The organism is Rhodococcus sp. RD6.2 (assembly GCF_001040705.1).
Lineage (GTDB): Bacteria > Actinomycetota > Actinomycetes > Mycobacteriales > Mycobacteriaceae > Rhodococcus_G.
Genome location: NZ_CVQP01000007.1, coordinates 613358 through 634548, shown reverse-complemented (window position 1 = coordinate 634548; position 21191 = coordinate 613358). Strand labels below are relative to the sequence as shown.

General features: G+C 67.8%; 19 protein-coding genes and 1 pseudogene. 10 read left to right on the top strand and 10 right to left on the bottom strand.

Annotation, left to right across the window (positions count from 1 at the left end):
- Nucleotides 1-42: 42 nt before the first annotated feature.
- The 3 genes from RHCRD62_RS16535 to RHCRD62_RS16525 are packed head-to-tail and all read right to left on the bottom strand — an operon-like array spanning nt 43 to nt 3052.
- On the bottom strand, nt 43-1098 hold the full coding sequence (locus tag RHCRD62_RS16535) for a beta-keto acid cleavage family enzyme (protein WP_050065755.1): 1056 nt from the start codon (nt 1096-1098) through the stop codon (nt 43-45).
- Between the two features lie 50 nt (nt 1099-1148).
- Entirely contained in the window at nt 1149-2042 is an 894-nt protein-coding gene (locus RHCRD62_RS16530) for a TauD/TfdA dioxygenase family protein (RefSeq protein WP_050065754.1), read from the bottom strand.
- A 35-nt stretch (nt 2043-2077) separates the two neighbouring features.
- Nucleotides 2078-3052 carry a quinone oxidoreductase family protein gene (locus RHCRD62_RS16525; RefSeq protein WP_050065753.1) on the bottom strand — a complete coding sequence of 325 codons (975 nt, stop codon included), beginning with the start codon at nt 3050-3052 and terminating at the stop codon, nt 2078-2080.
- 204 nt (nt 3053-3256) lie between these two features.
- On the opposite strand from RHCRD62_RS16525, the gene RHCRD62_RS16520 reads away from it, so the two are divergent.
- Entirely contained in the window at nt 3257-4261 is a 1005-nt protein-coding gene (locus RHCRD62_RS16520) for an AraC family transcriptional regulator (RefSeq protein ID WP_050065752.1), read from the top strand.
- Here RHCRD62_RS16520 and RHCRD62_RS16515 read toward each other — a convergent pair.
- Nucleotides 4258-5478, bottom strand: a complete 1221-nt coding sequence (locus RHCRD62_RS16515) for a serine hydrolase domain-containing protein (RefSeq protein ID WP_050065751.1) — start codon at nt 5476-5478, stop codon at nt 4258-4260. The two genes, RHCRD62_RS16520 and RHCRD62_RS16515, sit on opposite strands and share 4 nt — an antisense overlap.
- Before the next feature lie 56 nt (nt 5479-5534).
- Entirely contained in the window at nt 5535-6218 is a 684-nt protein-coding gene (locus RHCRD62_RS16510) for a TetR/AcrR family transcriptional regulator (protein ID WP_050065750.1), read from the bottom strand.
- 299 nt (nt 6219-6517) lie between these two features.
- Between RHCRD62_RS16510 and RHCRD62_RS16505 the strand changes: the two genes are divergently transcribed.
- Both RHCRD62_RS16505 and RHCRD62_RS16500 read left to right on the top strand, forming a co-directional pair.
- A complete protein-coding gene (locus tag RHCRD62_RS16505) occupies nt 6518-6910 on the top strand; it encodes a carboxymuconolactone decarboxylase family protein (RefSeq protein WP_050065749.1) in 393 nt (130 codons plus the stop codon).
- Between the two features lie 50 nt (nt 6911-6960).
- Nucleotides 6961-8316, top strand: a complete 1356-nt coding sequence (locus RHCRD62_RS16500; RefSeq protein ID WP_050065748.1) for an MFS transporter — start codon at nt 6961-6963, stop codon at nt 8314-8316.
- 58 nt (nt 8317-8374) lie between these two features.
- Here the strand turns inward: RHCRD62_RS16500 and RHCRD62_RS16495 are convergent, their stop codons facing one another.
- Complete coding sequence (locus RHCRD62_RS16495; protein WP_050065890.1) at nt 8375-9841, bottom strand: glycoside hydrolase family 5 protein; 1467 nt, start codon at nt 9839-9841, stop codon at nt 8375-8377.
- A gap of 270 nt (nt 9842-10111) precedes the next feature.
- Here RHCRD62_RS16495 and RHCRD62_RS16490 point away from each other — a divergent pair, with 270 nt between their 5' ends.
- The 7 genes and pseudogenes from RHCRD62_RS16490 (at nt 10112) to RHCRD62_RS16465 (ending at nt 16523) form a co-directional block, all read left to right on the top strand.
- A complete protein-coding gene (locus tag RHCRD62_RS16490) occupies nt 10112-11401 on the top strand; it encodes an MFS transporter (RefSeq protein WP_050065889.1) in 1290 nt (429 codons plus the stop codon).
- A 119-nt stretch (nt 11402-11520) separates the two neighbouring features.
- Complete coding sequence (locus RHCRD62_RS16485) at nt 11521-12348, top strand: class I SAM-dependent methyltransferase (RefSeq protein ID WP_050065888.1); 828 nt, start codon at nt 11521-11523, stop codon at nt 12346-12348.
- A 43-nt stretch (nt 12349-12391) separates the two neighbouring features.
- Nucleotides 12392-12472: pseudogene (locus RHCRD62_RS26440) on the top strand (LLM class F420-dependent oxidoreductase); the annotation flags it as partial.
- Between the two features lie 475 nt (nt 12473-12947).
- Nucleotides 12948-13592, top strand: coding sequence for an ABC transporter permease (locus RHCRD62_RS16480; protein ID WP_050065747.1), 645 nt, complete (start codon nt 12948-12950; stop codon nt 13590-13592).
- A complete protein-coding gene (locus tag RHCRD62_RS16475) occupies nt 13589-14818 on the top strand; it encodes an ABC transporter ATP-binding protein (protein WP_050065746.1) in 1230 nt (409 codons plus the stop codon). Before RHCRD62_RS16480 ends, RHCRD62_RS16475 begins: the two co-directional genes overlap by 4 nt.
- Nucleotides 14815-15552, top strand: coding sequence for an ABC transporter permease (locus RHCRD62_RS16470; RefSeq protein WP_172671077.1), 738 nt, complete (start codon nt 14815-14817; stop codon nt 15550-15552). The genes RHCRD62_RS16475 and RHCRD62_RS16470 overlap by 4 nt, the downstream gene beginning before the upstream one ends.
- The gene (locus RHCRD62_RS16465) at nt 15552-16523 is read left to right on the top strand and encodes a glycine betaine ABC transporter substrate-binding protein (RefSeq protein ID WP_050065745.1); all 972 of its coding nucleotides are present in this window, start codon (nt 15552-15554) and stop codon (nt 16521-16523) included. The genes RHCRD62_RS16470 and RHCRD62_RS16465 overlap by 1 nt, the downstream gene beginning before the upstream one ends.
- A 22-nt stretch (nt 16524-16545) precedes the next feature.
- Here RHCRD62_RS16465 and RHCRD62_RS16460 read toward each other — a convergent pair whose 3' ends face one another.
- The 4 genes from RHCRD62_RS16460 to RHCRD62_RS16445 form a co-directional block, all read right to left on the bottom strand.
- The gene (locus RHCRD62_RS16460; protein WP_050065744.1) at nt 16546-17067 is read right to left on the bottom strand and encodes a DUF779 domain-containing protein; all 522 of its coding nucleotides are present in this window, start codon (nt 17065-17067) and stop codon (nt 16546-16548) included.
- The gene (gene adhP, locus RHCRD62_RS16455) at nt 17064-18089 is read right to left on the bottom strand and encodes an alcohol dehydrogenase AdhP (protein ID WP_172671076.1); all 1026 of its coding nucleotides are present in this window, start codon (nt 18087-18089) and stop codon (nt 17064-17066) included. Before adhP ends, RHCRD62_RS16460 begins: the two co-directional genes overlap by 4 nt.
- Before the next feature lie 145 nt (nt 18090-18234).
- Nucleotides 18235-19758, bottom strand: coding sequence for an aldehyde dehydrogenase (gene adh / locus RHCRD62_RS16450; protein WP_050065743.1), 1524 nt, complete (start codon nt 19756-19758; stop codon nt 18235-18237).
- A gap of 83 nt (nt 19759-19841) precedes the next feature.
- Nucleotides 19842-21179 carry a transcriptional regulator gene (locus RHCRD62_RS16445; RefSeq protein ID WP_050065742.1) on the bottom strand — a complete coding sequence of 446 codons (1338 nt, stop codon included), beginning with the start codon at nt 21177-21179 and terminating at the stop codon, nt 19842-19844.
- Nucleotides 21180-21191 lie beyond the last annotated feature (12 nt).

The following is a 21191-nucleotide window of genomic DNA, read 5'->3' as shown; positions in this document are numbered from 1 at the left end:
CCGGTCGGGATGAAGACCACGCACGGGCGCGAAGGGCAGGTCTCAGGCGTGCTGGGTGAAGCCGACCTGACCGGGCTGACGGTTCGGCGCGTAACCGAGCTGGGCCAGGGTCTCGTCGGCATCCTTGTAGGTGGTGCCGATCTTGTAGATGTCGCGGGCCTCCTTCGCCGTCGCCACCTCACGGCCGAGCTCCTTGGCCACGCGCACCAACTGACGGACCTGCTCGGCCGAGGTGATCTTGACCTCGCCGCTCGGCGCCCACAGGTTGTCCTCGTTGCCGCACCGCGGGTGCAGACCCATCGCGATGGCCATCGTGTTCACCGGCAGCACACTGCGCATCAGGGTTTCGAGGGTCAGGCAGGCGCCGTCCGGCACCCGATTGACGAACTGCATCATGTTGTACGGGTTCGGGCCGTCGAAGCCGCCACCGATCGCCACCCAGGTCAGGTTCAGCGGGCCGGTGTAAACACCACGACGGATCAGCCGCTCCACCGTTTCGAGCTGCGGGATCGACGACAGCTGGAAGTGCGGCTGGATACCGGCGGCCTGCAGGCGACGCAGGTGCTCCTCGACCCACTCCGGACCCGCGGGCACGGTCATCTCGCGGTAGGTGTGAGCGAGGTCGGCGTTCTCCAGGGAGGTGCCCTTGATGTCGCCGGGCGTCATCAGCTCCATGATGTTCATCTGGCTGGTGTTGATCGCGATGGTGACCTGGTCCGGCTTCGGATCCAGCTCGGCGAGCATGTGCCGGACGTTGTCCGGCAGCCACTTCGCGTCCGCGCCGTCGCCTTCCGGCGCGAACGAGATCGAGCCACCGACCTGCAGGATCATCTCCGGCACGGCCTCGCGGAGGCGGCCGAGGAGCTCGTTGAACTTCGACAGGCGCTTGGAGCCCTTGCCGTCCTCCTCGCGGACGTGGATGTGCAGCACGGTCGCGCCTGCCTCGAAGCAGTCCACCGCCTGCTGGACGTGCTCGTCCATTGTCAGCGGCAGATCCTCGGGGAAGTCCTCGACCGCCCACTCCGGGCCGTACGGGGCGACGGTGATGACCAGCTTGTCCTGGTTCTCCGGGAAGAATGCGTCGTCGTGGAAATGCATGGCAGAACTCCTGTTTCGAGTAGCTGGGTGACTTCGGATGTAGTGGGCGGTCAGAAGGGGCGGTCGCCGACGATGCCTGCGCGCTCCATCTTTCGGACCGCGGGCCAGTAGTCCTGTACGGCGTAGTGCTGGGTCGAGCGGTTGTCCCAGATCGCGACGCTGTTGCGCGTCCAGTGCCAGCGCACCTGGTACTCGGGGATGGTCGCCTGGCTCTGCAGGTACCGCAGCAACTCTCCAGCCCCTGGCGCGTAGTCGATGCCGCACCGGATGTTGTCGTCGGTGTGAAAGTTCGTCAGGTGCGTCGTGAAGCTGTTGACGAACAGGACCTTCTCGCCGGTCTCGGGGTGGGTACGGACCACCGGATGCTCGGCGTCCGGGAAGCGATCCCTGAGTTCGAGTCGCTTCTCCATCGGCAGCCGCGCACCGAAGGACGACTCGATGCTGTGACGTGCCCGCAGTCCGTCGATCCGTTCCTTGACCTGCTCGGGCAACCGCTCGTAGGCCAAGGCCATGTTGACCCAGATCGTGTCGCCCCCGACCTCGGGACCCTCGACGCACCGCAGCACGGATCCCATCGGAGGGTTCTCCCGCCAGGTCGCATCGCAGTGGTATGAGTTCTCGAACGCCTCGCGCGGGCTGTCGAGGTCCTTGTAGATCCGGACCAGGCCGGGATGTTCGGGGTCGCTGCCGAGGACGGGGTGGTCCTCGAGCGGACCGAACCGTTCCGCGAGCGTCACGTGCTCGGCACGGCTCATGCCCTGGTCACGGAAGAAGAGGACCTTGTGCTCGAGCAGCAGCGCCTTCAGTTCGGCGAAGCGGTCGTCGTCGCGGCTGACCTCGGCGAGGTCCACTCCGTGCACCTCGGCACCGAGGCTGCAGGTGAGCGGGCGGGCGTCCATCGTGATCCGGGTGCGGCCGGAGTCGATGTCGACGGTGGCGGTCATGGTCGTCTCGCTTTCTCGGCAGGTGAGGACTGGTCTCAGCAGGTGAAGACCGACGAGCCGACGCTGCGGCCGGCTTCCAGGTCCCGGTGGGCACGGACGGCATCGTCGAGCGCGTACTGCTGGTTGATCTCGATGGAGATCCGGCCTGCGGCGACGTGGTCGAACAGCTCTCCCGCGAGTTCGGAGCGCTCGGCCGGGTCGGCGATGTAGTCCGCAAGAGCCGGGCGGGTCACGAACAGCGACCCCTTCACCGCGAGCTGCATGGCGTCGATCGGCGGGATCGGCCCGGACGCGGTACCGAAGGCGACGAGGAGGCCACGCCGTGCCAGCGAGTCGATGGACGACTGGAAGGTCGATGCCCCGATGCTGTCGTACACGACCGGGACGCCCTTGCCCTCCGTGATCTCACGAACTCGCTCTGCGACGTTCTCCCGGGTGTAGACGATGACCTCACTGCAACCGTGCGCCCGGGCAACGGCGGCCTTCTCGTCCGAGGAGACGGTGCCGATCACGTTGACGCCCAAGAGCTTCGCCCACTGGGTGAAGATGAGTCCAACCCCGCCCGCCGCCGCGTGCAGCAACACCGTGTCGCCTGCGCTGAGCGGATGGATCCGGCGCAGCAGGTAGGACGTGGTCAGGCCGCGCATGGTCATTGCGGCCGCCGTCTGGAGTGCGATCCCGTCGGGCACGGCGATCAGGTGCTCGGCCGGCATCACACGCTCCGTGCTGTACGCACCGAGGGGGCTACCGGTGTAGGTGACGCGATCACCTTCGCGGAAGCCGGTGACACCGGCGCCGACCGCCTCGACGACACCGGCGGCCTCGACACCCATTCCCGCGGGCAGCGGAGCCGGGTACAGGCCGGTCCGGAAGTAGGTGTCCGCGAAGTTCAGTCCGACGGCTTCGTGCCGGACGCGGACCTCACCGGCTCCCGGGTCACCGACCTCGACGGACTCCCACTTCAGGACCTCGGGGCCGCCGGTCTCGTGGAAGCGGATCGCGTGTGCCATGTGAGTTCTCCTCGATCGGTACCGTTCTGGGGCGGGATCCACCCGTTGAGCCACAACACATTTCGGAGTTTCACCCGCCGGTGTTGTGATGTTGATGACACAACAGTAGCCACGAGTCGCCCATCACACTTACCCTGAGGGGACATATTTGTTGCCGATTCGGGACAACGCCGGGACGATCAGGCCCGACAGAATGGGACCGCCGTGAGCAAGCCACTCGCCCGCTACGCCGCACTGACCGGCTACATCGACCTGAGCCGATCCCTGTCACTCGATCCGATCCAGCTGATGCGCAGCGTCGATCTCGACCCCGCGAGCCTCGACCTGCAGGACCGTTGGGTGCCCGCGGGCTCGGTCGCGCGCCTGCTCGAACTGTCCGCCGCCGTGTCCGACAGACCGGACTTCGCCCTCAAGCTCGCGGACCGTCGCCGCCTCTCGACACTTGGCCCGCTCAGCGTCAGCCTGCGCGAGGAGCCCGACGCCCGCGGCGCCGTCCGCCTGCTGATCAGATACCAGCACATGTTCAACGAGTCCCTGCACATTCGTCTGTCGGAGCGCGACGGGCTCTCGACCATTCGGATCCACGTCGACACCGGTGAGCCGATGCCCGTTCGCCAGTCCGTCGAACTGGCAGTGACTGCGACCTACCAACTGCTCGCCCAACTACTGGGCGAGCGTTGGCATCCCGTGTCGGTCTGCTTCGAGCACCCCCGACCCGCGGACGACACCACCCATCGGCGGGTGTTCGGGGCACCACTGAGGTTCGAGGCCGAATACTCCGGAATCGTCGCGTACACCAGCGACCTCGACCAGCCCAACAGGCTGTCCGACCCCCTGCTCCGGTCCTACGTCCGCCAAGTCCTCGACACCGTCGCCGTCCCCGAGGAACCCACGACCACCACGCGAGTCCGCGAGCTTGTCGAACTGCTCCTTCCGACGGGACGCTGCTCCGTCGATCAGGTCGCGCGCAGCCTCGGCGTCGACCGCCGCACCGTGCACCGCCACCTGGCCAAGTCGGGGTTGACGTTCACCACCGTTCTCGACGAGACCCGGGCCGAACTCGCGAACCGCATGGTGAGCAGCCGGCGCTACTCGCTCACCGAGATCTCCGAAATGCTCGCGTTCTCCACGCCCAGCAGCTTCTCCCGGTGGTTCAGCCGGCACTTCGGCATGAGCCCCCGGGAGTGGCGCACCCGCTCGGAGGCCTAGCGGCCCGCGATCGCCCGGAACACCTCGAACGTCGCCTCCTCGTCCTGCTCGGTGCCGTGGTCGCTGAGCTTGACGATGACGGTGCCGGTGGCCGGGTCGACATAGGTGTACTGGCCGTAGACTCCGAGCGCGGACAGATCCGGGCTGTCGGGGGTGGGGTGCCACCACTGCGCGGAGTAACCCCACTTCTCGTTCGTGACCCGGTGCGGGGCAGGGGTGCTGATGCGTTCGATCCATGCGGGCGGGACGACCTGGGTGTCACCTGCGCGCCCACCGTCGAGGACGAGCCGGCCGATCTTGGCGTAGTCGCGGGCGGTCGCGTTGAGGCAACAGAACGCCTTTTCCTGGCCGCCGGGCCGGTCGAGATTCCAGGTAGCGCCGTCCTCGGCGCCGATCGGGGCCCACAGGTTCCGCTCGAGCAGCTCGGTGAGCGGCTTCCCCTCGACCCGGGCCAGCACCTGTCCGAGGAGCTGGGTCTCGACGCTCCGGTAGTCGCCTTCGCTGCCAGGCGTGTACGTGACCTCGCGGTGGTCGGCGACGAATTCGTCGAGGTCCTGGGTCAGGTACATCCGGGCCGTGCCGGTGAGCGGCCAGTACGGGTTGTAGTTCTCGGACACATCGACGCCCGCGGTCATGTCCAGCAGGTCCCGCACCGTGACGGAGTCGTACTCGCCGCCGGTCGCGAGCTCCGGCAGGACATCGACGAGCCGGTTGTCCTCGCGGAGCGTGCCCGCGTCGATCGCCTGCCCGATCATCAGCGCGACGACCGACTTGGCCATCGACCACGACGCCAGCGGCGTCGTGGCCTCGACACCGTCGCGGTACCACTCGTGGGTGAGGGCGCTGTCGCGGAGGACCAGGAAGGCGTTGGTGTGGGTGGTCTCGAGGAACTGCGCGACCGGGATCTGCTCGCCCTTCCACGGCACCGTCTCGGGCAGCGGAGTCGGGTTCGCCTGCAGCGGAGTGGGATCGGGCGATGCCGCCACCGCGCGCGAGGGGTACAGCTCGCCCTGCTTCGACGGTGCCTCGGTCAGTAGTCGGACCAGGGTCGGCGGCGCCGGGATCTCGAGCACAGCGGCGGCGGCATAGGTCCCCGCCACCAGCGTCGCGGCGACCACCGGGACGACGATCGCGGCCGTGCGCAGGCGAGAGCGCTTACGTGGGGCTCCGGCCTCGGCTGCGGGGGGCTCGATCGCGGTGGTGCTGGGCTCGGTCATGCGTGGCTGATCCTCGATCTCGGGGATGGTGGGTCGGTGGCACCGTGCAGGCGTGGTCAGTCAGCGTGCTCGCGGGTGGCCGCGGCGTTGGCCTTGGCGTCGACGGCCGTCCAGAACGCCTCGATCAGGGTGTCGAGCACCAGGTCCGGGCTCAGCTCGGCGAGCGCGGGGGCGTGTGCGGCGATCGCGGGGTACCTCGCCGGGTCCGCGCCCACGTACTCGTGGGCCCAGGCGCGTTGATCGCCCGCGCGCAGCGTGTCCGGCAGGATCGCGTAGCCGGCCCGCATCCCTGCGTACGACAGCACGGACTCGGCCAGCATCCGCTGATAGCGGACCACATCCGCCGGTTCGAGCCCCAGCTCGTCGAGCGCGGTGAGCATCATCTCGACAAGGGCGAATTCGCCGGGGCCGCGGGTGGTGCGCGGGGCCACGGCGGCGCCGACGTGGGGGTGCTCGGTGAACACCGCGATCACCGCGCCTGCGAGGTGTTCCATCCGCTCCTTCGGGCCGAGCCCGGCGGGGACGCGCTCGTGCGCCATCGTCAGCAGCCGGTCGCCGACCGCGCGCAGGAGCGCGTCCTTGTCGGCGAAGTGTCGCCACACCGCCGACCGGTCGACCCCGAGCTCCTCGCCGAGCGCGCGTCCGGTCAGCCCGTCCGGGCGGCCCCGTGCGGCGATCCGAACGGCGGCGTCCACGATCACCTCGGGCGTCAACCGCGTGCGTGAACCGTCGTCGACCATTCGTTGTGTCCCTCCTGTCGTGAGTCCTTCTGGTCCACTCAGGGGCCAGAAGGACTCACGGGCAAGCTGTCATCAATGTTGTCATCAATGTTGACATCACTGGCGTGACGGCGGGAGGCAGTTTGCGAAACTGCCACACGGCGCCCTTCCATGCGCACCGAGTGTCCCGAGATGCACAGAACTGCGTCCCGTAGGGATAAGAATGCAGCCGATGATCGCGCTAACGTGATCTACGCCACTTTCGGCGGGGGGCGCGTCCTGCGTCACCCCATTCACCCCACGCGTGAAACGAGTGCTGCATGAACACCAACTCCGAACCGCCGCACACCCCGACCATCGACGGGATGCGTCGCAGCGGCAACTGGAACCCACTGTGGGACACCCTGTCCGACTGGGATCCCGAGTGGACCGAGCAGTTCATGGCGATGAACGCCACACCCATCCGGCGCGGCGTGTTCTCCCCCGAGTTCGTCGAACTCCTCAGCATCGCCATCGACGCCGCGGCCACCCACATGTATGCACCCGGAGTGCGCCGGCACATCCGGGCCGCTCTCGAACTCGGGGTCTCCCGAGAGGAGATCCTCACGGTTCTCCAGATGGTGAGCGTTCTCGGCATCCACGCCTGCAACCTGGGCGTCCCCATCCTCGAGGAAGAACTCGACGCGTTCGAGTCCCGCCGCGCCGCGTCCTGACCGTCGCTCCGCAACCCGACACCACATTCCTGCCCGCCCGAGGAGCAATAATGGGACTCACCACCACCACGACCCCCGAGCCGCTCGGGACCGACGATCCCACCAGCCCGGGACCGACGATGAACAGCACACGGAACCGCAGGCGCATCTACCCCTGGGCCGTGTTCGGACTCACATTCGCACTCCTGCTGTCGGACTACATGTCCCGCCAGGTACTCAGCGCGGTGTTCCCGTTCCTGAAAGCCGACTGGGCCCTGACGGATTCGCAGCTGGCCTCACTCACCAGCATCGTGGCCCTCATGGTCGGCCTGCTCACCTTCCCGCTCTCGCTCCTGGCCGACCGATGGGGCCGCGTACGCAGTCTCGTCCTCATGGCCGTGGTCTGGAGCGTCGCGACACTGTTCTGCGCGATCGCGGCAAACTACGAACAGATGCTTGCCGCCCGGTTCCTGGTCGGTGTCGGCGAGGCCGCCTACGGCAGCGTCGGAATCGCGTTGGTGCTCAGCGTGTTCGCCCCCCGCGTGCACTCGACGTTGAGCGGTGCCTTCATGGCAGGCGGATCGTTCGGCTCGGTCGTCGGCGTCTCGCTCGGTGGCGTGATCGCAGTGCACCTGAGCTGGCGGTGGTCGTTCGCGGCGATGGCCGTCCTCGGCCTCCTGCTCGTGGCCGTGTTCCGCGCCGTCGTCACCGAACGCCGCCTGGCCGAGTACAACACCGAGCAGGACCCGCACACCGCAGGGCCCGCGGCGGCCGGAATCCGCGTGCCGGTGTCCACGCTGTTCACGAACCCGGCGGTCTGGTGCGCGTACCTCGGCGGCGGACTCCAGATGTTCACCGCCGCCGTGCTGCTCGCCTGGACCCCCAGCTTCTTCAACCGGTACTACGGCCTGGCCCCCGACAAGGCAGGCGTCATCGCCTCGGTGTTCGTGCTCCTCATCGGAACCGGCATGGTGGTGTGCGGCATGATCACCGACCGGGTCGGCCGGAACAACCCGGCGGCCAAGTGGTCCAGTGCCGTCGCATTCTGCGTCATCTCGCTCGCTGCGCTCGGCGGCGCATTCGCACTGGACACCGGAGCGCCCCAGCTGATCCTGCTCGGCATCGGCGCGTTCTTCTCGGCCGGCTCGTCCGGGCCCACCGCCGCGATGGTGGCCAGCCTGACCCACCCGTCGGTCCGATCGTCGGCGCTCGGATCCCTCACCGTCGCCAACAACATCCTCGGCCTCGCGACCGGTCCGTTCCTGATCGGCGTACTCGCCGACCACCTGGGCCTGCTCGGCGCCCTGCAGCTGGCGCCGCTGGTGTACGTGCTCGCCATCGCCGCGCTGCTCATCGGCAAGCGGGCCTACCCCGCCGGGCTGCGGAAGCTCACCGAGCAGAGTGCCGCCGCCGCTGCGCGCGCATAGCTCGGCAACGAACCGGACCTGCTGTGGGGGGCAACCCCCACAGCAGGTCCGGTCGTGTTCAGGACTGCGCCACCGAGTAGTCGCCCTGCGCCTGGGCCGTCATCCGCCAGCCACCGTCCAGCTGTTCCAGCACGACGTCGGACAGGTTCACGGTCTGCAGGTCGGGTTGCACCGAACCCGGGTACCACGCCTCCACCAGACCCGACCCGGAGCCCTTGAAATCGCCTCGCGACAACTCCGTCAGGACGCCGGGAACAGCCCGCGGGTACGCCCGGGACAGCGCGGCCGCCACGTCCTCGATCGGGCCGAGCGGGGTTCCGGAGGGGCAGTCGACGCGGTTCAGGTTCTCCTGCATGGTCGAGGTGTTGCCGTCGCGCACGGCGTGCGGGTCGCCGCATGCCTGGGTCCACGACCACCAGGCGCCGCCGATGCGATGACGATCCATTGAGTCGAGGAAACGTTCGGTGTCGGCGGCCGCGTCGTCGCCCCACCAACCCCACTCCCCCGTCCACAGCGGCGCACCGTAGACGGCCGCCGCGTTCGCAGCGATCTTGAACCCGTCCTCGACGCTGGGGAAGTCGCTGCTCACGGTGATGGACTGGCTGTAGAGGTGCGGGGAGAACACGATCAGCGGATCGGTCAGATACTGCCGAGGCGGTATCGCGTCCAAGCCGAAGCCGGACCAGATCGCGCTCGGCTCGACGATCACCAGGTGCTCGAATCCGCCGGTCTCGGCCTGCCGGATCGCGTCGATCGCGCGCTGGTAGAAGCGGCCGAGCTGATCGGCGGCGGTGACCGGGTCACGCAGACCGGGGTTGGGCTCGTTGAGCAGGTCGTACCCGACGACGGCCGGTTCGTCCTTGAACTCCGCGGCCAGCTTCGCCCAGGTCGACACCAGGTGGCCCTGCACTCCCTGCTCGTCGTCGTAGAACGCCTGGAACGCCCGGGCAACAGCCGGCGAGACCTCGCGGACCCCGCCGGCGGTGCAGGTGGTCCAGCCGTCGGTGATGGTTGCCCACTCGGGCGCGCCGTCCCAGCCGATCCCGGGTTCCGTCAGCGGCGGGCAGGAGACGCCGGGCGGGGTGCCGATGAATTTGCCCCACGCGTCCTGGTGCATGTCGAGAAGCGTGTAGATGCCGTGGTCCTTCGCATCTCGGACCGCGGTGCGGATCCGGTCCACGTAGGCCGTGTCGAACGCCCCCGGCGTGGGCTCGAGTGCCGACCATGCAACGTTGAGCCGGACGACGTTGAACCCCATCGCCGCCATCCGCGCGAAGTCGGCGCGTTCGAGCGGCATCACGGTCGGCAGCCCGGTTCCGTTGTCCGCATAGTCGTTGAGCTGGTTGACGTTCACCCCGCGGAGTAGCACCGTGCGGCCGTCGACGTCACTGATCGTGCTGTCCGAGACCGTCAGCCGCGGCAGCGTCCACCCGTCGGTTGCATCCGCGGCCTGCGCCGCAGGCGCGGTACCGAGCGTCAGCGCGGCGACGGCTGCCGCCGCCGTCAGCGACGAAAGGAATGACAAGCGCACTACATCCTCCTGAACAGTTGTCCAACTTTGTGCAGGGTAACCCGCGCCACATCCTGCACGGCACCGCGAACACATCACGTCCCGAAACAGCAAGAAATATGTCCCGGCAGGGCAAGTTACGTCACGCAACCCGGGCTAACGTGACTGCAGTCACCTTTGCCGCCGCTCGGCCGGTACGTCACGGCCGGATTCGTCACGGCTGGACACCGCTCGGAGAAACGGACCGAGCGCACCTTCGCTCGTTTCGGGACAGGATCCATTCACATGCAGTTGCAGACCGCGACGCGACCCACCGTCACCACGCCCGAACGGGCGAGCGCCGGGTCACGGGCATTCCCCTGGGTGGTGTTCGCCCTGATCTGCGGACTGATGATGTCGGACTACATGTCCCGGCAGGTGCTCAGCGCCGTCTTCCCGCTCCTCAAGGCCGAGTGGAACCTGTCGGACACCCAGCTGGCCTCGCTCACCAGCGTCGTCGCCCTGATGGTCGGAGTCCTCGCCCTCCCGCTGTCGCTCCTCGCCGATCGCTGGGGACGGGTCCGCAGCATCGTGGCGATGGCCGTCCTGTGGAGTGCCGCGACGGTCCTGTGCGCCGCCGCGGCCAACTACGGCCAGCTGCTCGGGGCACGCTTCCTGCTCGGCTTCGGAGAGGCTGCCTACGCCAGTGTCGGCATGGCGGTCATGTTGAGCGTGTTCGCTCCCCGACTGCACGCGACACTCAGCGGAACCTTTCAGGCGTCGACCTTCTTCGGATCGGTACTCGGCGTCGCCCTCGGCGGCGTGCTCGCCGATCGATACGGGTGGCGTGCAGCATTCCTGATGATGGCGGTCGTCGGACTCCTCCTCGTCGCCGCGTTCCGGATGGTCGCCACCCCGTCCAGGCTCGAGCGCCACACACCCGAGCAGGCAGCCACCACGACGACCGGCACCCGCGCCCCGCTGTCGAGCCTGTTCACCAACACACCGCTCGTGTGCGCGTACGTCGGTGCCGCGCTTCAACTCTTCGTGTCCGGTGTGCTGCTCGCCTGGCTGCCCAGCTACTTCAACCGCTACCACGGTATGGACACCTCGGCGGCCGGCCTGACCGCGTCGGTGTTCGTGCTCCTGATGGGTGTCGGCATCGTGTCGTGCGGCATCATCGCCGACCGCGTGAGCCGACACCGCCCCGAACGCAAGTGGACCGTCGCAGTCGTGACCGCCGCAATCGCCCTCGTGACCCTCACCGTCGGATTCGGTGTGGCAGGCGGCTCCGCACAGATGATCCTCATCGGAATCGGAGCATTCTTCTGCGCCGGATCCTCCGGCGCGACCACCGCACTCGTCGCGAGCCTGACGCATCCCTCGATCCGGGCCTCGGCCTTCGGCGTCGGAACCCTCGTGAACAACATCCTCGGCATGGCCCTGGGGCCCCTCGTCGTCGGACTCCTGTCCGATCGACTGGGTCTGCTCGGTGTCCTGCAATGGGTTCCGCTCGCCTACGTGCTCGCCATCGCCGTCCTCTTCGTCGGACTGCGCACCTACCCCGCCGGACTCCGCAAGCTCGCCGCGCTGTAGGCCCCGCCGCGCTGCAGCCCCCTACACGCGTCCATCCATCCGTCCACGCCAAACCACCAATCGGAAACAGATCAGGCCGGCACGTCAGACGCGCGAAAGTTCGAGGCTAGGGTGTGCTCGTGGGCGAAGAGTACCGAGAGATCAACAAGGCGAACTGGGACGAACGCGCACCCGTGCACGCCGTCTCGTCGGACTATGCGGTGGAGCGATTCGTCTGTGATCCCGAATTCGTCAGCGCGGTAGTCGAGTTCGACCGTCCGATGCTCGGCGACATCTCGGGGCTGACGGGAGTGCATCTGCAGTGCCACATCGGCACCGACACGGTGTCGCTGGCCCGGCTCGGAGCGCGGATGACCGGGCTGGACTTCTCCGGGGCCTCGCTGGCGGAGGCCCGCAAGCTGGTCGCCCGCACCGCGGACCCGGTCGACTTCGTGGAGGCGGACGTATACGACGCCGTGACGATCCTCGGTCCGGCGTCACAGGATCTGGTGTTCACCGGAATCGGGGCGCTGTGCTGGCTGCCGAGCATCGAGCGGTGGGCCGAGACGGTTGCGGGGCTCCTCCGACCGGGCGGCCGGCTGTTCCTGCGCGAGGCCCATCCCGTGCTGTGGGCGCTCGACGACGCCCGCTCGGATGTGCTCGCCCTCCGGTACCCCTATTTCGAGCAGGTCGAACCGCTGGTGTGGACGGACGAGGAGACGTACGTCGACACGGAGATCCGGCTCCAGGCCAGCACAACGCACGAGTGGAACCACGGCCTCGGCGAGATCGTGACCGCACTTCTCAGGGCAGGCATGGAGATCACCGCGCTCACCGAGCACGACAGCGTTCCCTGGAATGCCCTGCCCGACGCGATGGTGTGTGACGAGCGCGGGGAGTGGCGGCTCGCCGAGAACCCCGAGCGGCTCCCCGCGTCGTACACACTCTGTGCGGTCAGAGGGTGCTGATCTCCCGACCCCCGCGGAGGACTGCGGGGTCGGCCTCACGGTCCATTTCGAGTGCTGGACGATGCTCGGGGCCTTTGCCGAGCAGACCGCGCGGGTGGAGATCGGCGCGCTGGTCGGCGGCGGCTAGAAGGGACCGTTGACCGGGACCTCGCGGAACATGGTGAGAGTCATGCGGCTGAATCCCTCGTGGAGGGCAAGGTGTTCGGCGGCGTACATGAGCTGGCGCCAGCCGCGACCTGCATGGCCGGAAGACCGGCCAGGTCGTCGTCGGGCTCGGCCTGTCGAATTATCCCGTCGGTCACGGCCCCAGTATCCGATCCCTGTTCGGCTGCCAATCCACAACAGCGGTTGTCGCTGCAGTCTCTCCCCAAACGTCGCAACCAAGCTGGAACTCATCCAGATTTGTGTGATCTGGAGCCGTCCTCAGGTGTGATTACCGACTGATCAATCTATTCAATCCGCATGCAGCCCAGAACGAACCGGCCTTGGTGAACACCCCACACGAAACCCCTGGTCACACAAATCCAGAACTCTGCACGTGACTCCTGCTAGCGTCGGATTCGAGCACTCCGGAAGGCGCCGCCGCGAGAAGGAGCTTCGTGAATCTCTGGGACTATCTTCAGGGTAGGGGTGAGTTTCTCGCGTTCCTGACCTATCAGCATGCGTCGCTGGCCTTCCAGACTGTCCTGGTGGGGACGCTGGTCGCCATCGCGATCGCTGTTGCCGTGCATCGCCTTCCACTCGCATCGGCACTGACTCTCACCAGCAGCCGGGTCGCGCTGACCATTCCGTCGCTCGCACTGCTCGCACTGCTGATCATCCCGTTCGGGCTCGGTGTCGTCCCGTCATTCGTCATGCTGGCCTTCTTCGCGGCGATGCCGGTGATCGGCAATGCAATCGTCGGCCTTCGGTCGGTACCCGACTCCCTCATCGAGTCCGCTCGCGGAATCGGACTGTCCCGCAGTCGCATCCTGCTGACGGTGTCACTGCCGATCGCCTGGCCGGTCATTCTCACCGGAATCCGGGTTTCCACCCAGATGATCGTCGGCGTCGCCGCGATCGTCGCATACGTTCTCGGACCCGGCCTCGGCTCGCTCATCTTCAACGGCCTCTCCCGGCTCGGTGGAACCAACTCCGTCGAGATGGCTTTCACCGGAACGATTCTCATCGTCGCCATCGCCCTGGTCTTCGACGCCCTGCTCGTTCTCCTCGGGCGCCTCACCGTCTCGAAGGGACTCCAGTGACCGAGAACCGAACCGTCACCGGCGCCTCCATCCGACTCGACGCTGTCGTCAAGCAGTACCGCGGCCAGTCCACACCGGCCGTCAGGAAGATCGACCTCGACATCGAGGCCGGCCAGGTCGTGGCCTTCGTCGGCCCGTCCGGATGCGGCAAGACAACGACACTGAAAATGATCAATCGCCTCATCGAGCCGACCGCGGGCCGCATCTTCATCGGCGACCGCGATGTCACCAACGAGAACCCCGACAAGCTCCGCCAGTCGATCGGCTACGTCATCCAGTCGGGCGGACTCTTCCCGCACTGGTCGGTGGCGAAGAACATCGGCGCGGTGCCGCGCGTGCTCGGGTGGGACCGGAAGCGGATCGAGGAACGCACCGAGTACCTGCTCGACCTCGTCGGACTGGACGCCGACACCTTCCGAGACCGACTCCCGAAGGACATGTCCGGTGGGCAGCAGCAGCGCGTCGGCGTCGCGCGCGCACTGGCCGCCGACCCACCGGTCCTCCTCATGGACGAACCCTTCGGCGCGGTCGACCCGATCACCAGGGTCCGCTTGCAGGACAGCCTGATCGCCATCCAACAGGAACTCGCGAAGACCGTCGTGATCGTCACCCACGACTTCGAGGAGGCGACCAAGCTCGGCGACAAGGTCCTGATCCTGTCCGAGGGCGGGCACATCGAGCAGTACGCGACGCCCGAGGAGATCCTCGCGACCCCTGCGACCCCGTTCGTCGAGGAGTTCGTCGGATCCGGTGCCACGCTGGCCCATCTGACCCTCTCCCGGGTCAAGGACGTCGACCACGACGCGGTCGTGACCGCCCGTGTCGGCGACCCGTCGAACGAGGTCATCGACAGGGCGAGGGCGCGAGGCGCCACCTGGATCGTGGTCGTCGACGCACACGGACGACCACGGGCATGGCCGTCGCTCGACGAAGTGGCGACGAAGGACCGGGTTTCCGATTACCTCGACCCCCGCCTGCCCGTGGTGGCGCCGTCGTCGACGCTCAACGACGCACTCGACACCATGCTCGCGGCGAGCCAGGGCGGCGTCCTCGTCACCGACGCGCGCGGCGCGGTGACCGGTGCACTCACCATCGCCACCGTCATGTCCGTCATCCGCGGACAACTGTCCGATGTCCGAGCCGACGACGGACACGTCACCTACACCGGATACGACGAACGCGCACACGGCGGCGCAACCGGACAGGGCGAGGAGCCCGCGCCGTGACGCGCTTCCGGCGCGCCCCCATCGACGTGTGGTTCGAGCCGTTGATCATCGTCGTGCTCGGAACCGCCTACGTCCTCTGGTATCGGTCCACGACACTGACGCCGACCGAGGAAGCGTCCCTCGGCTGGGATGCACTCCGCCTCACCCTGTTCGATCACATCCGCCTGACGGTGACGGCGACGGTGATCGTCGTGGCGATCGCGATCCCGCTGGGAATCCTGCTCACCCGCGGCGCGGCCAAACGCCTCAAGCCGATCGTGATCAACGTCGCGAATGTCGGCCAAGCGGCGCCCGCCATCGGTCTGATCGTGTTGCTCACCATGTGGCTCGGCACCGGATTCCGCACCGCGGTCATCGGACTCGTCGCGTACGCCGTCCTGCCCATCCTGCAGAACACGATCGTCGGCCTCGACCAGGTCGACAAGCGCACCATCGAGGCCGCGCGCGGAATCGGCTACTCCGCGCCGCGCACCCTCGTGCAGGTGGAGTTGCCGCTCGCGGTTCCCGTCATCCTCAACGGCGTCCGGACCGCGCTGGTGATCCTCGTCGGAACCGCGACCCTGAGCACGTTCATCGGCGCCACCAGCCTGGGCACCCTCATCACCACCGGGGTGACGCTGTTCCTCCCGAAACTCCTCGTCTCGGGGGCCGTCCTGGTCGGCCTGCTGGCGTTGACGATCGACTGGCTCGGCCGGCTGGTCGAGCTGGCCGCGACCCCGCGAGGCGTGTCGTGATGCGGCTACTGCGCGGCGTGGCAGCCTCGCTGCTCGTAGCCGTCGCTGTGTCCGGATGCGGTCTGGTCAGCTCGTCGGGAACGTTCCACGACGCGACACTGCCCGGCGGCGAGCGGCCACTCGACGACGCGGGTCTCGTCGTGACGTCGAAGAGCTTCACCGAGGGCGTGCTGCTCGGGAAGATCACCGCCACCTACCTGGCCGCCGCGGGCGCCGACGTCACCGACCTCACCGGCGCACCCGGATCGGCGTCGTCGCGACAGGCCCAGCTGAACGGCGATGCCGACATCCTCTGGGAGTACACGGGTACCGGGTGGGTGAACTATCACGGCCAGACGGAGACCATCTCCGATCCCACCGAACTGTGGCAGCGAGTGCACGACATCGAACTGCAGGAGAACGACCTCGTATGGTTGCCGCCCGCGAATTTCAACGACACGTACGCCTTCGCGGCATCCGCCGAGACCGCGCAGCGGCTCGGCGTCTCCACGCTCTCCGACGTCGCACAGTTACCCGAGTCGGAGCGAACGTTCTGTGTGGACGACGAGTTCTACAGCCGTGCTGACGGATTCGTGCCGATGCTCGAGGCGTACGACATGCCGCTCGGCGCCCCGGACGGGGTCCCGACCCAGAACGTGACGCGGATGGACGCAGGCGTCGTCTACACCTCGACCGCGCGCAGCGAGCCCTGCAACTTCGGGATGGTCTACACGACGGACGGCCGCGTCAAGAACCTCGATCTCACCGTGCTCGAGGACGACCGCGACTTCTTCCTGCCCTACAGCGGAACCGTCGTCGTCCGCCGCGAGATCATCGAGCAGTACCCGCAGATCGCGGACCTGATGGCCGTGATCTCGCAGCGCCTCACCGACGAGCTGATGCAGGAACTGAACGGCCGCGTCGACATCGACGGCGAGGATCCGGCGGACGTCGCCTACGACTGGCTCCGCAGCGAGCAGCTCGTCGAGTAGCTGCTCGTCGAGGAGTGGCCCGTCAGCGCGGCGGCACGGGGCAGGCGTCCGCGGCCTCGGCAACGATCTGCGGCACCGTCGGCACACTGGGTCGGCGCCCCGCCTCCCACTGCTCGCCGGTGACGGGTTCGTCGCCCGCGAGGGCGGTCGTCTCGTCCCCGGTGAAGGCCCGTCCTCGACTCAGGAACCGCAGGCCCTCCGGCGTTTCGAGGCTGAACCCGGAACCGCGGCCCTGGACGACGTCGATCACGAGCTGCGTGTGCTTCCACAGCTCGAACTGCGGCCCCGAGATCCACACCGTGACCGCGTCTCCACCCTCGGGCAGTGCCGACGGCACGTCACCGGCGCCCAGGCGCAGGTCGAGCACGCCGACGAGAACATCCCGGTCGCCGACGATGAATTCCCCTGCGGGATAACACATCGGTGCCGAACCGTCGCAGCAACCGCCGGACTGGTGCATCATCACCGGCCCGTGGGCCGCGACCAGCCTGCGGAGCAGGTCGGCCGCGGCCACGGTCGCGACGATGCGCGGGGGTGCGCTCACCTGAAGTCCAGCACGACGCGACCGTCGACGGTTCCGGCGCGCAGTTCGTCGAACACGTCGTTGATCTCCTCGAGTCGCCGGGTGTGCACGGTCGGCCGAATCTTGCCGCGGGAGTAGAAGTCCAACGCCTCCACCATGTCCTGTCGCGTGCCGACGATGGACCCGCGGATGGTCAGCCCCTTGAGCACCGTGTCGAAGATCGGTGCCGGGAAGTCGCCGGGAGGCAACCCGTTGAAGGCGATGGTGCCGCCGCGCCGGGCCATGCCGATGGCCTGCCCGAACGCCTGGGGATGCACCGCCGTGACGAGTACGCCGTCGGTGCCGCCGGTGGCTTCCTGGATCTTCGCGACGGGATCCTCCTTGGTCGCGTTGACCAGGACCTCGGCACCGTACTTCGCGGCGAGGTCCAGTTTGGCGTCCGAGACGTCGACCGCGGCGACCCGCAGGCCCATCGCCGTCGCGTACTGGACCGCGACGTGTCCGAGTCCGCCGATGCCGGAGATGGTGATCCATTCGCCCGGTACCACGTCGGCCACCTTGATGCCCTTGTAGACGGTGACGCCCGCGCACAGCACCGGGGCCACCTCGACGAGGTCCGAGCCGTCCGGGATCCGCGGGGCGAACCGCGCGTCGACGAGCATGTACTCCGCGAACGACCCGTTCACGGAGTAGCCGCCGTTGACCTGCTTCTCGCAGAGCGTCTCCCAGCCGGTGCGGCAGAAGCGACACTCCATGCACGCGGACCACAGCCAGGCGTTCCCCACCCGCTGCCCCACCTCGAGTTCGGTGACGCCCTCCCCCAACTGCACCACCGTGCCGACACCCTCGTGGCCGGGAACGAACGGCGGACTCGGCTTGACGGGCCAGTCCCCTTCCGCCGCATGAAGATCGGTGTGGCACACACCGCTGGTCTCCAGTTTCACCAGGGCCTGGTTCGGACCCGGGACGGGAATCGGCACCTCCTCGATCGTGAGGGGCTTGCCGAACTCGTGTACTACCGCTGCCTTCATCGTGTCGACCATCGTGTCCTCCGTGGGGGTCGTGGGTCGGGTGGTTGTGGCTTCGGACGTGTGGATGTCGTGACTGGAAACGCGGTGCCCGCCGCGGAGGGGGGTGCGGCGGGCACCGCGCCGATACTCCCGACCGAGGGGACGGGAGAAGCGTGGATCAGAAGAAGCCCTGTGCCTTCGGTGCGTAGCTCACCAGCAGGTTCTTGGTCTGCTGGTAGTGGTCGAGCATCATGTGGTGGTTCTCGCGGCCGATACCGGACTGCTTGTAGCCGCCGAACGCCGCATGCGCCGGGTACTGGTGGTACGTGTTCGTCCACACGCGACCCGCCTCGATGTCGCGGCCCGCCCGGTAGGCGACGCCACCGTCACGGGACCACACACCCGCGCCGAGACCGTAGAGGGTGTCGTTGGCGAGGGAGATGGCCTCGGCGTAGTCCGTGAAGGAGGTCACGGACACGACCGGGCCGAAGATCTCCTCCTGGAAGATCCGCATCTTGTTGTTGCCGGTGAAGACGGTCGGCTGGATGTAGTAGCCACCCGACAGATCGCCACCGAGGTCGGCGCGCTCGCCACCGGTGATCAGCTTGGCACCCTCGGACTTGCCGATCTCGATGTAGGACAGGATCTTCTCGAACTGGTCGTTCGACGCCTGCGCGCCGATCATCGTGTCGGTGTCGAGCGGATCGCCCTGGCGGACGGCCTTGGTGCGGATCGCGGCCATCGCGAGGAACTCGTCGAAGATGTCCTCCTGGATCAGCGATCGCGACGGGCAGGTGCACACCTCGCCCTGGTTCAGCGCGAACATCGTGAAGCCCTCGAGGGCCTTGTCCTGGAAGTCGTCGTTCGCGGCGAGGACGTCGGAGAAGAAGATGTTGGGGCTCTTGCCGCCGAGTTCGAGGGTCACGGGGATCAGATTCTGCGACGCGTACTGCATGATCAGCCGGCCGGTGGTGGTCTCGCCGGTGAACGCGATCTTCTTGATCCGAGGACTCGACGCGAGCGGCTTGCCCGCCTCGGTGCCGAAACCGTTGACGATGTTGACCACGCCCACGGGCAGCAGGTCACCGATGAGACCGAAGAGGTACAGGATCGACGCAGGCGTCTGCTCGGCGGGCTTGAGCACCACGGCATTGCCCGCCGCGAGTGCGGGCGCGAGCTTCCACACGGCCATCAGGATCGGAAAGTTCCACGGGATGATCTGCCCGACGACGCCGAGCGGCTCGTGGAAGTGGTAGGCGACGGTCTCCGAGTTGATCTCGGAGAGCGAACCCTCCTGTGCGCGAATGGCTCCCGCGAAATAGCGGAAGTGGTCGATCGCCAGCGGAATGTCGGCGTTGAGGGTCTCGCGGATCGGCTTGCCGTTGTCCCAGGACTCGGCGAGCGCGATCGACTCGAGGTTCTCCTCGATCCGATCGGCGATCTTGTTCAGGATCACCGCACGCTCGGCGACGGACGTCTTGCCCCAGGCCGGTGCGGCGGCATGCGCGGCGTCGAGAGCAAGCTCGACATCCTCCGCGGTGCTGCGCGGGATCTCGCAGAGGACCTGGCCGGTGACCGGGGTGGAGTTCTCGAAGTACTGCCCCTTGACCGGCGCGATCCACTCGCCGCCGATGTAGTTGCCGTAACGCGGCTGGAAGGACATGAGTGCTTCGGCTGTACCCGGACGGGCGTAGACGGTCATCGGAACTCCTGTCGTCGTGCATCTGGTGGTGTGATCCAGAACACTACGACCGTGAGGGTTGCAACCACGTTGCGTACACGCGGTCAGTGACCGAACTGTTCGTCGAAGATCGCGATACGGGCCCTGACCTGGTCGTACATCGGTGATCGTGGATCGATCGACGACAGGTACGCGGACCACGCGGCCGAGTCCTCGCGGCCGTCCGGCGTCGCGGTCCACCGCGCCAGCAACGACTGGTCCGCGGATCGGAGCAGCGCCGCCCGCATCCGGACCCGCAACTCGTCCCGAATCTCCTCGACTCCCGGAGCGACGGACCCGGGCAGCACCGGACCCCGGTAGGCGGCGAGCGCAGCCGCTGCGTCACCGCGGTCCAGCGCCCGACCGACGTCGGCGACGTCCGTGTCGAGTTCGCCGCGCAGCCGGTAGGGCCGCGACTGCAGCCGCTCGGCTCCGAACACCTTGCGCAGCCGGGACATCTCGGCGCGGATCGTCACCGAGTCGAGTTCGGACTCGTCCAGCAGGACCGCCAGCTGATCGCCGCTGACCCCCTCGGGCCGATGCGCAAGGAGCAGGAGGATCTCGGCGTGCCTGCGGGAGAGCGCGATTCGGTCACCTCCGACGACGAGTGTCGGGCGTTCCGATCCGAGCACCGAGAGCCGCGGCGGCGCCGCGCCGAGCGGACCGGGCGCCCCCAGCAGGTGGAGCCCCGGCGAGTTCAGCAGTTGCAGCCTCAACTCGGCTTCGGCGGCCGCGACGGTCGCCCGCACCAGTGCCAGGACCTGAGGCTCGGCGACCTGAGGTCCACCTGTGATGTCGATGGCGCCGAGAATCCGACCGGTCGTCGGATCGTGCACCGGAGCCGCCGAACAGCTCCAGTCGTGGACGACGGAACTGAAGTGCTCGGCACCGAAGATCTGCACGCACTGGTCGACGGCGAGCGCCGTACCAGGGGCATTGGTCCCGACGCGGTCCTCACTCCAGTCCGCACCCTCGACGAAGTGCATCGCAACGGCACGGTCCCGCGCCGCCGAATCGCCCTCGACCCACAGGAGCCGCCCGGACGCGTCACTGATCGCGACCAGCAGGCCGGTGTCAGCGATGTCCTCGACGAGGAGCTGCCGCACCACCGGGCGGATCAGCGCCATCGGGTGGCTCGCGCGGTACCGGTCCAGTTCGAGGCCGTCGAGGTCGAGCTGGTCGCCGACGAGGTCGGGATTTACACCGCGGTCGCGGCTGCGCAACCAGGAGTCGAGGACCACCGACCGCACCGCGCGGTCCGCCGCGGCCTGCCGGATCGCCTCGTCTCCGGTGACGAAGGCGCGGTGCGCGGTGGACACGGTGCGGGCGAGTTCGGCGACGTCGGCTCCCGGCCGTACGGCAACCCACGGATTGCCGTGCGGGGTGGACGACTGCAAGGCCATGCCCCCACTGTA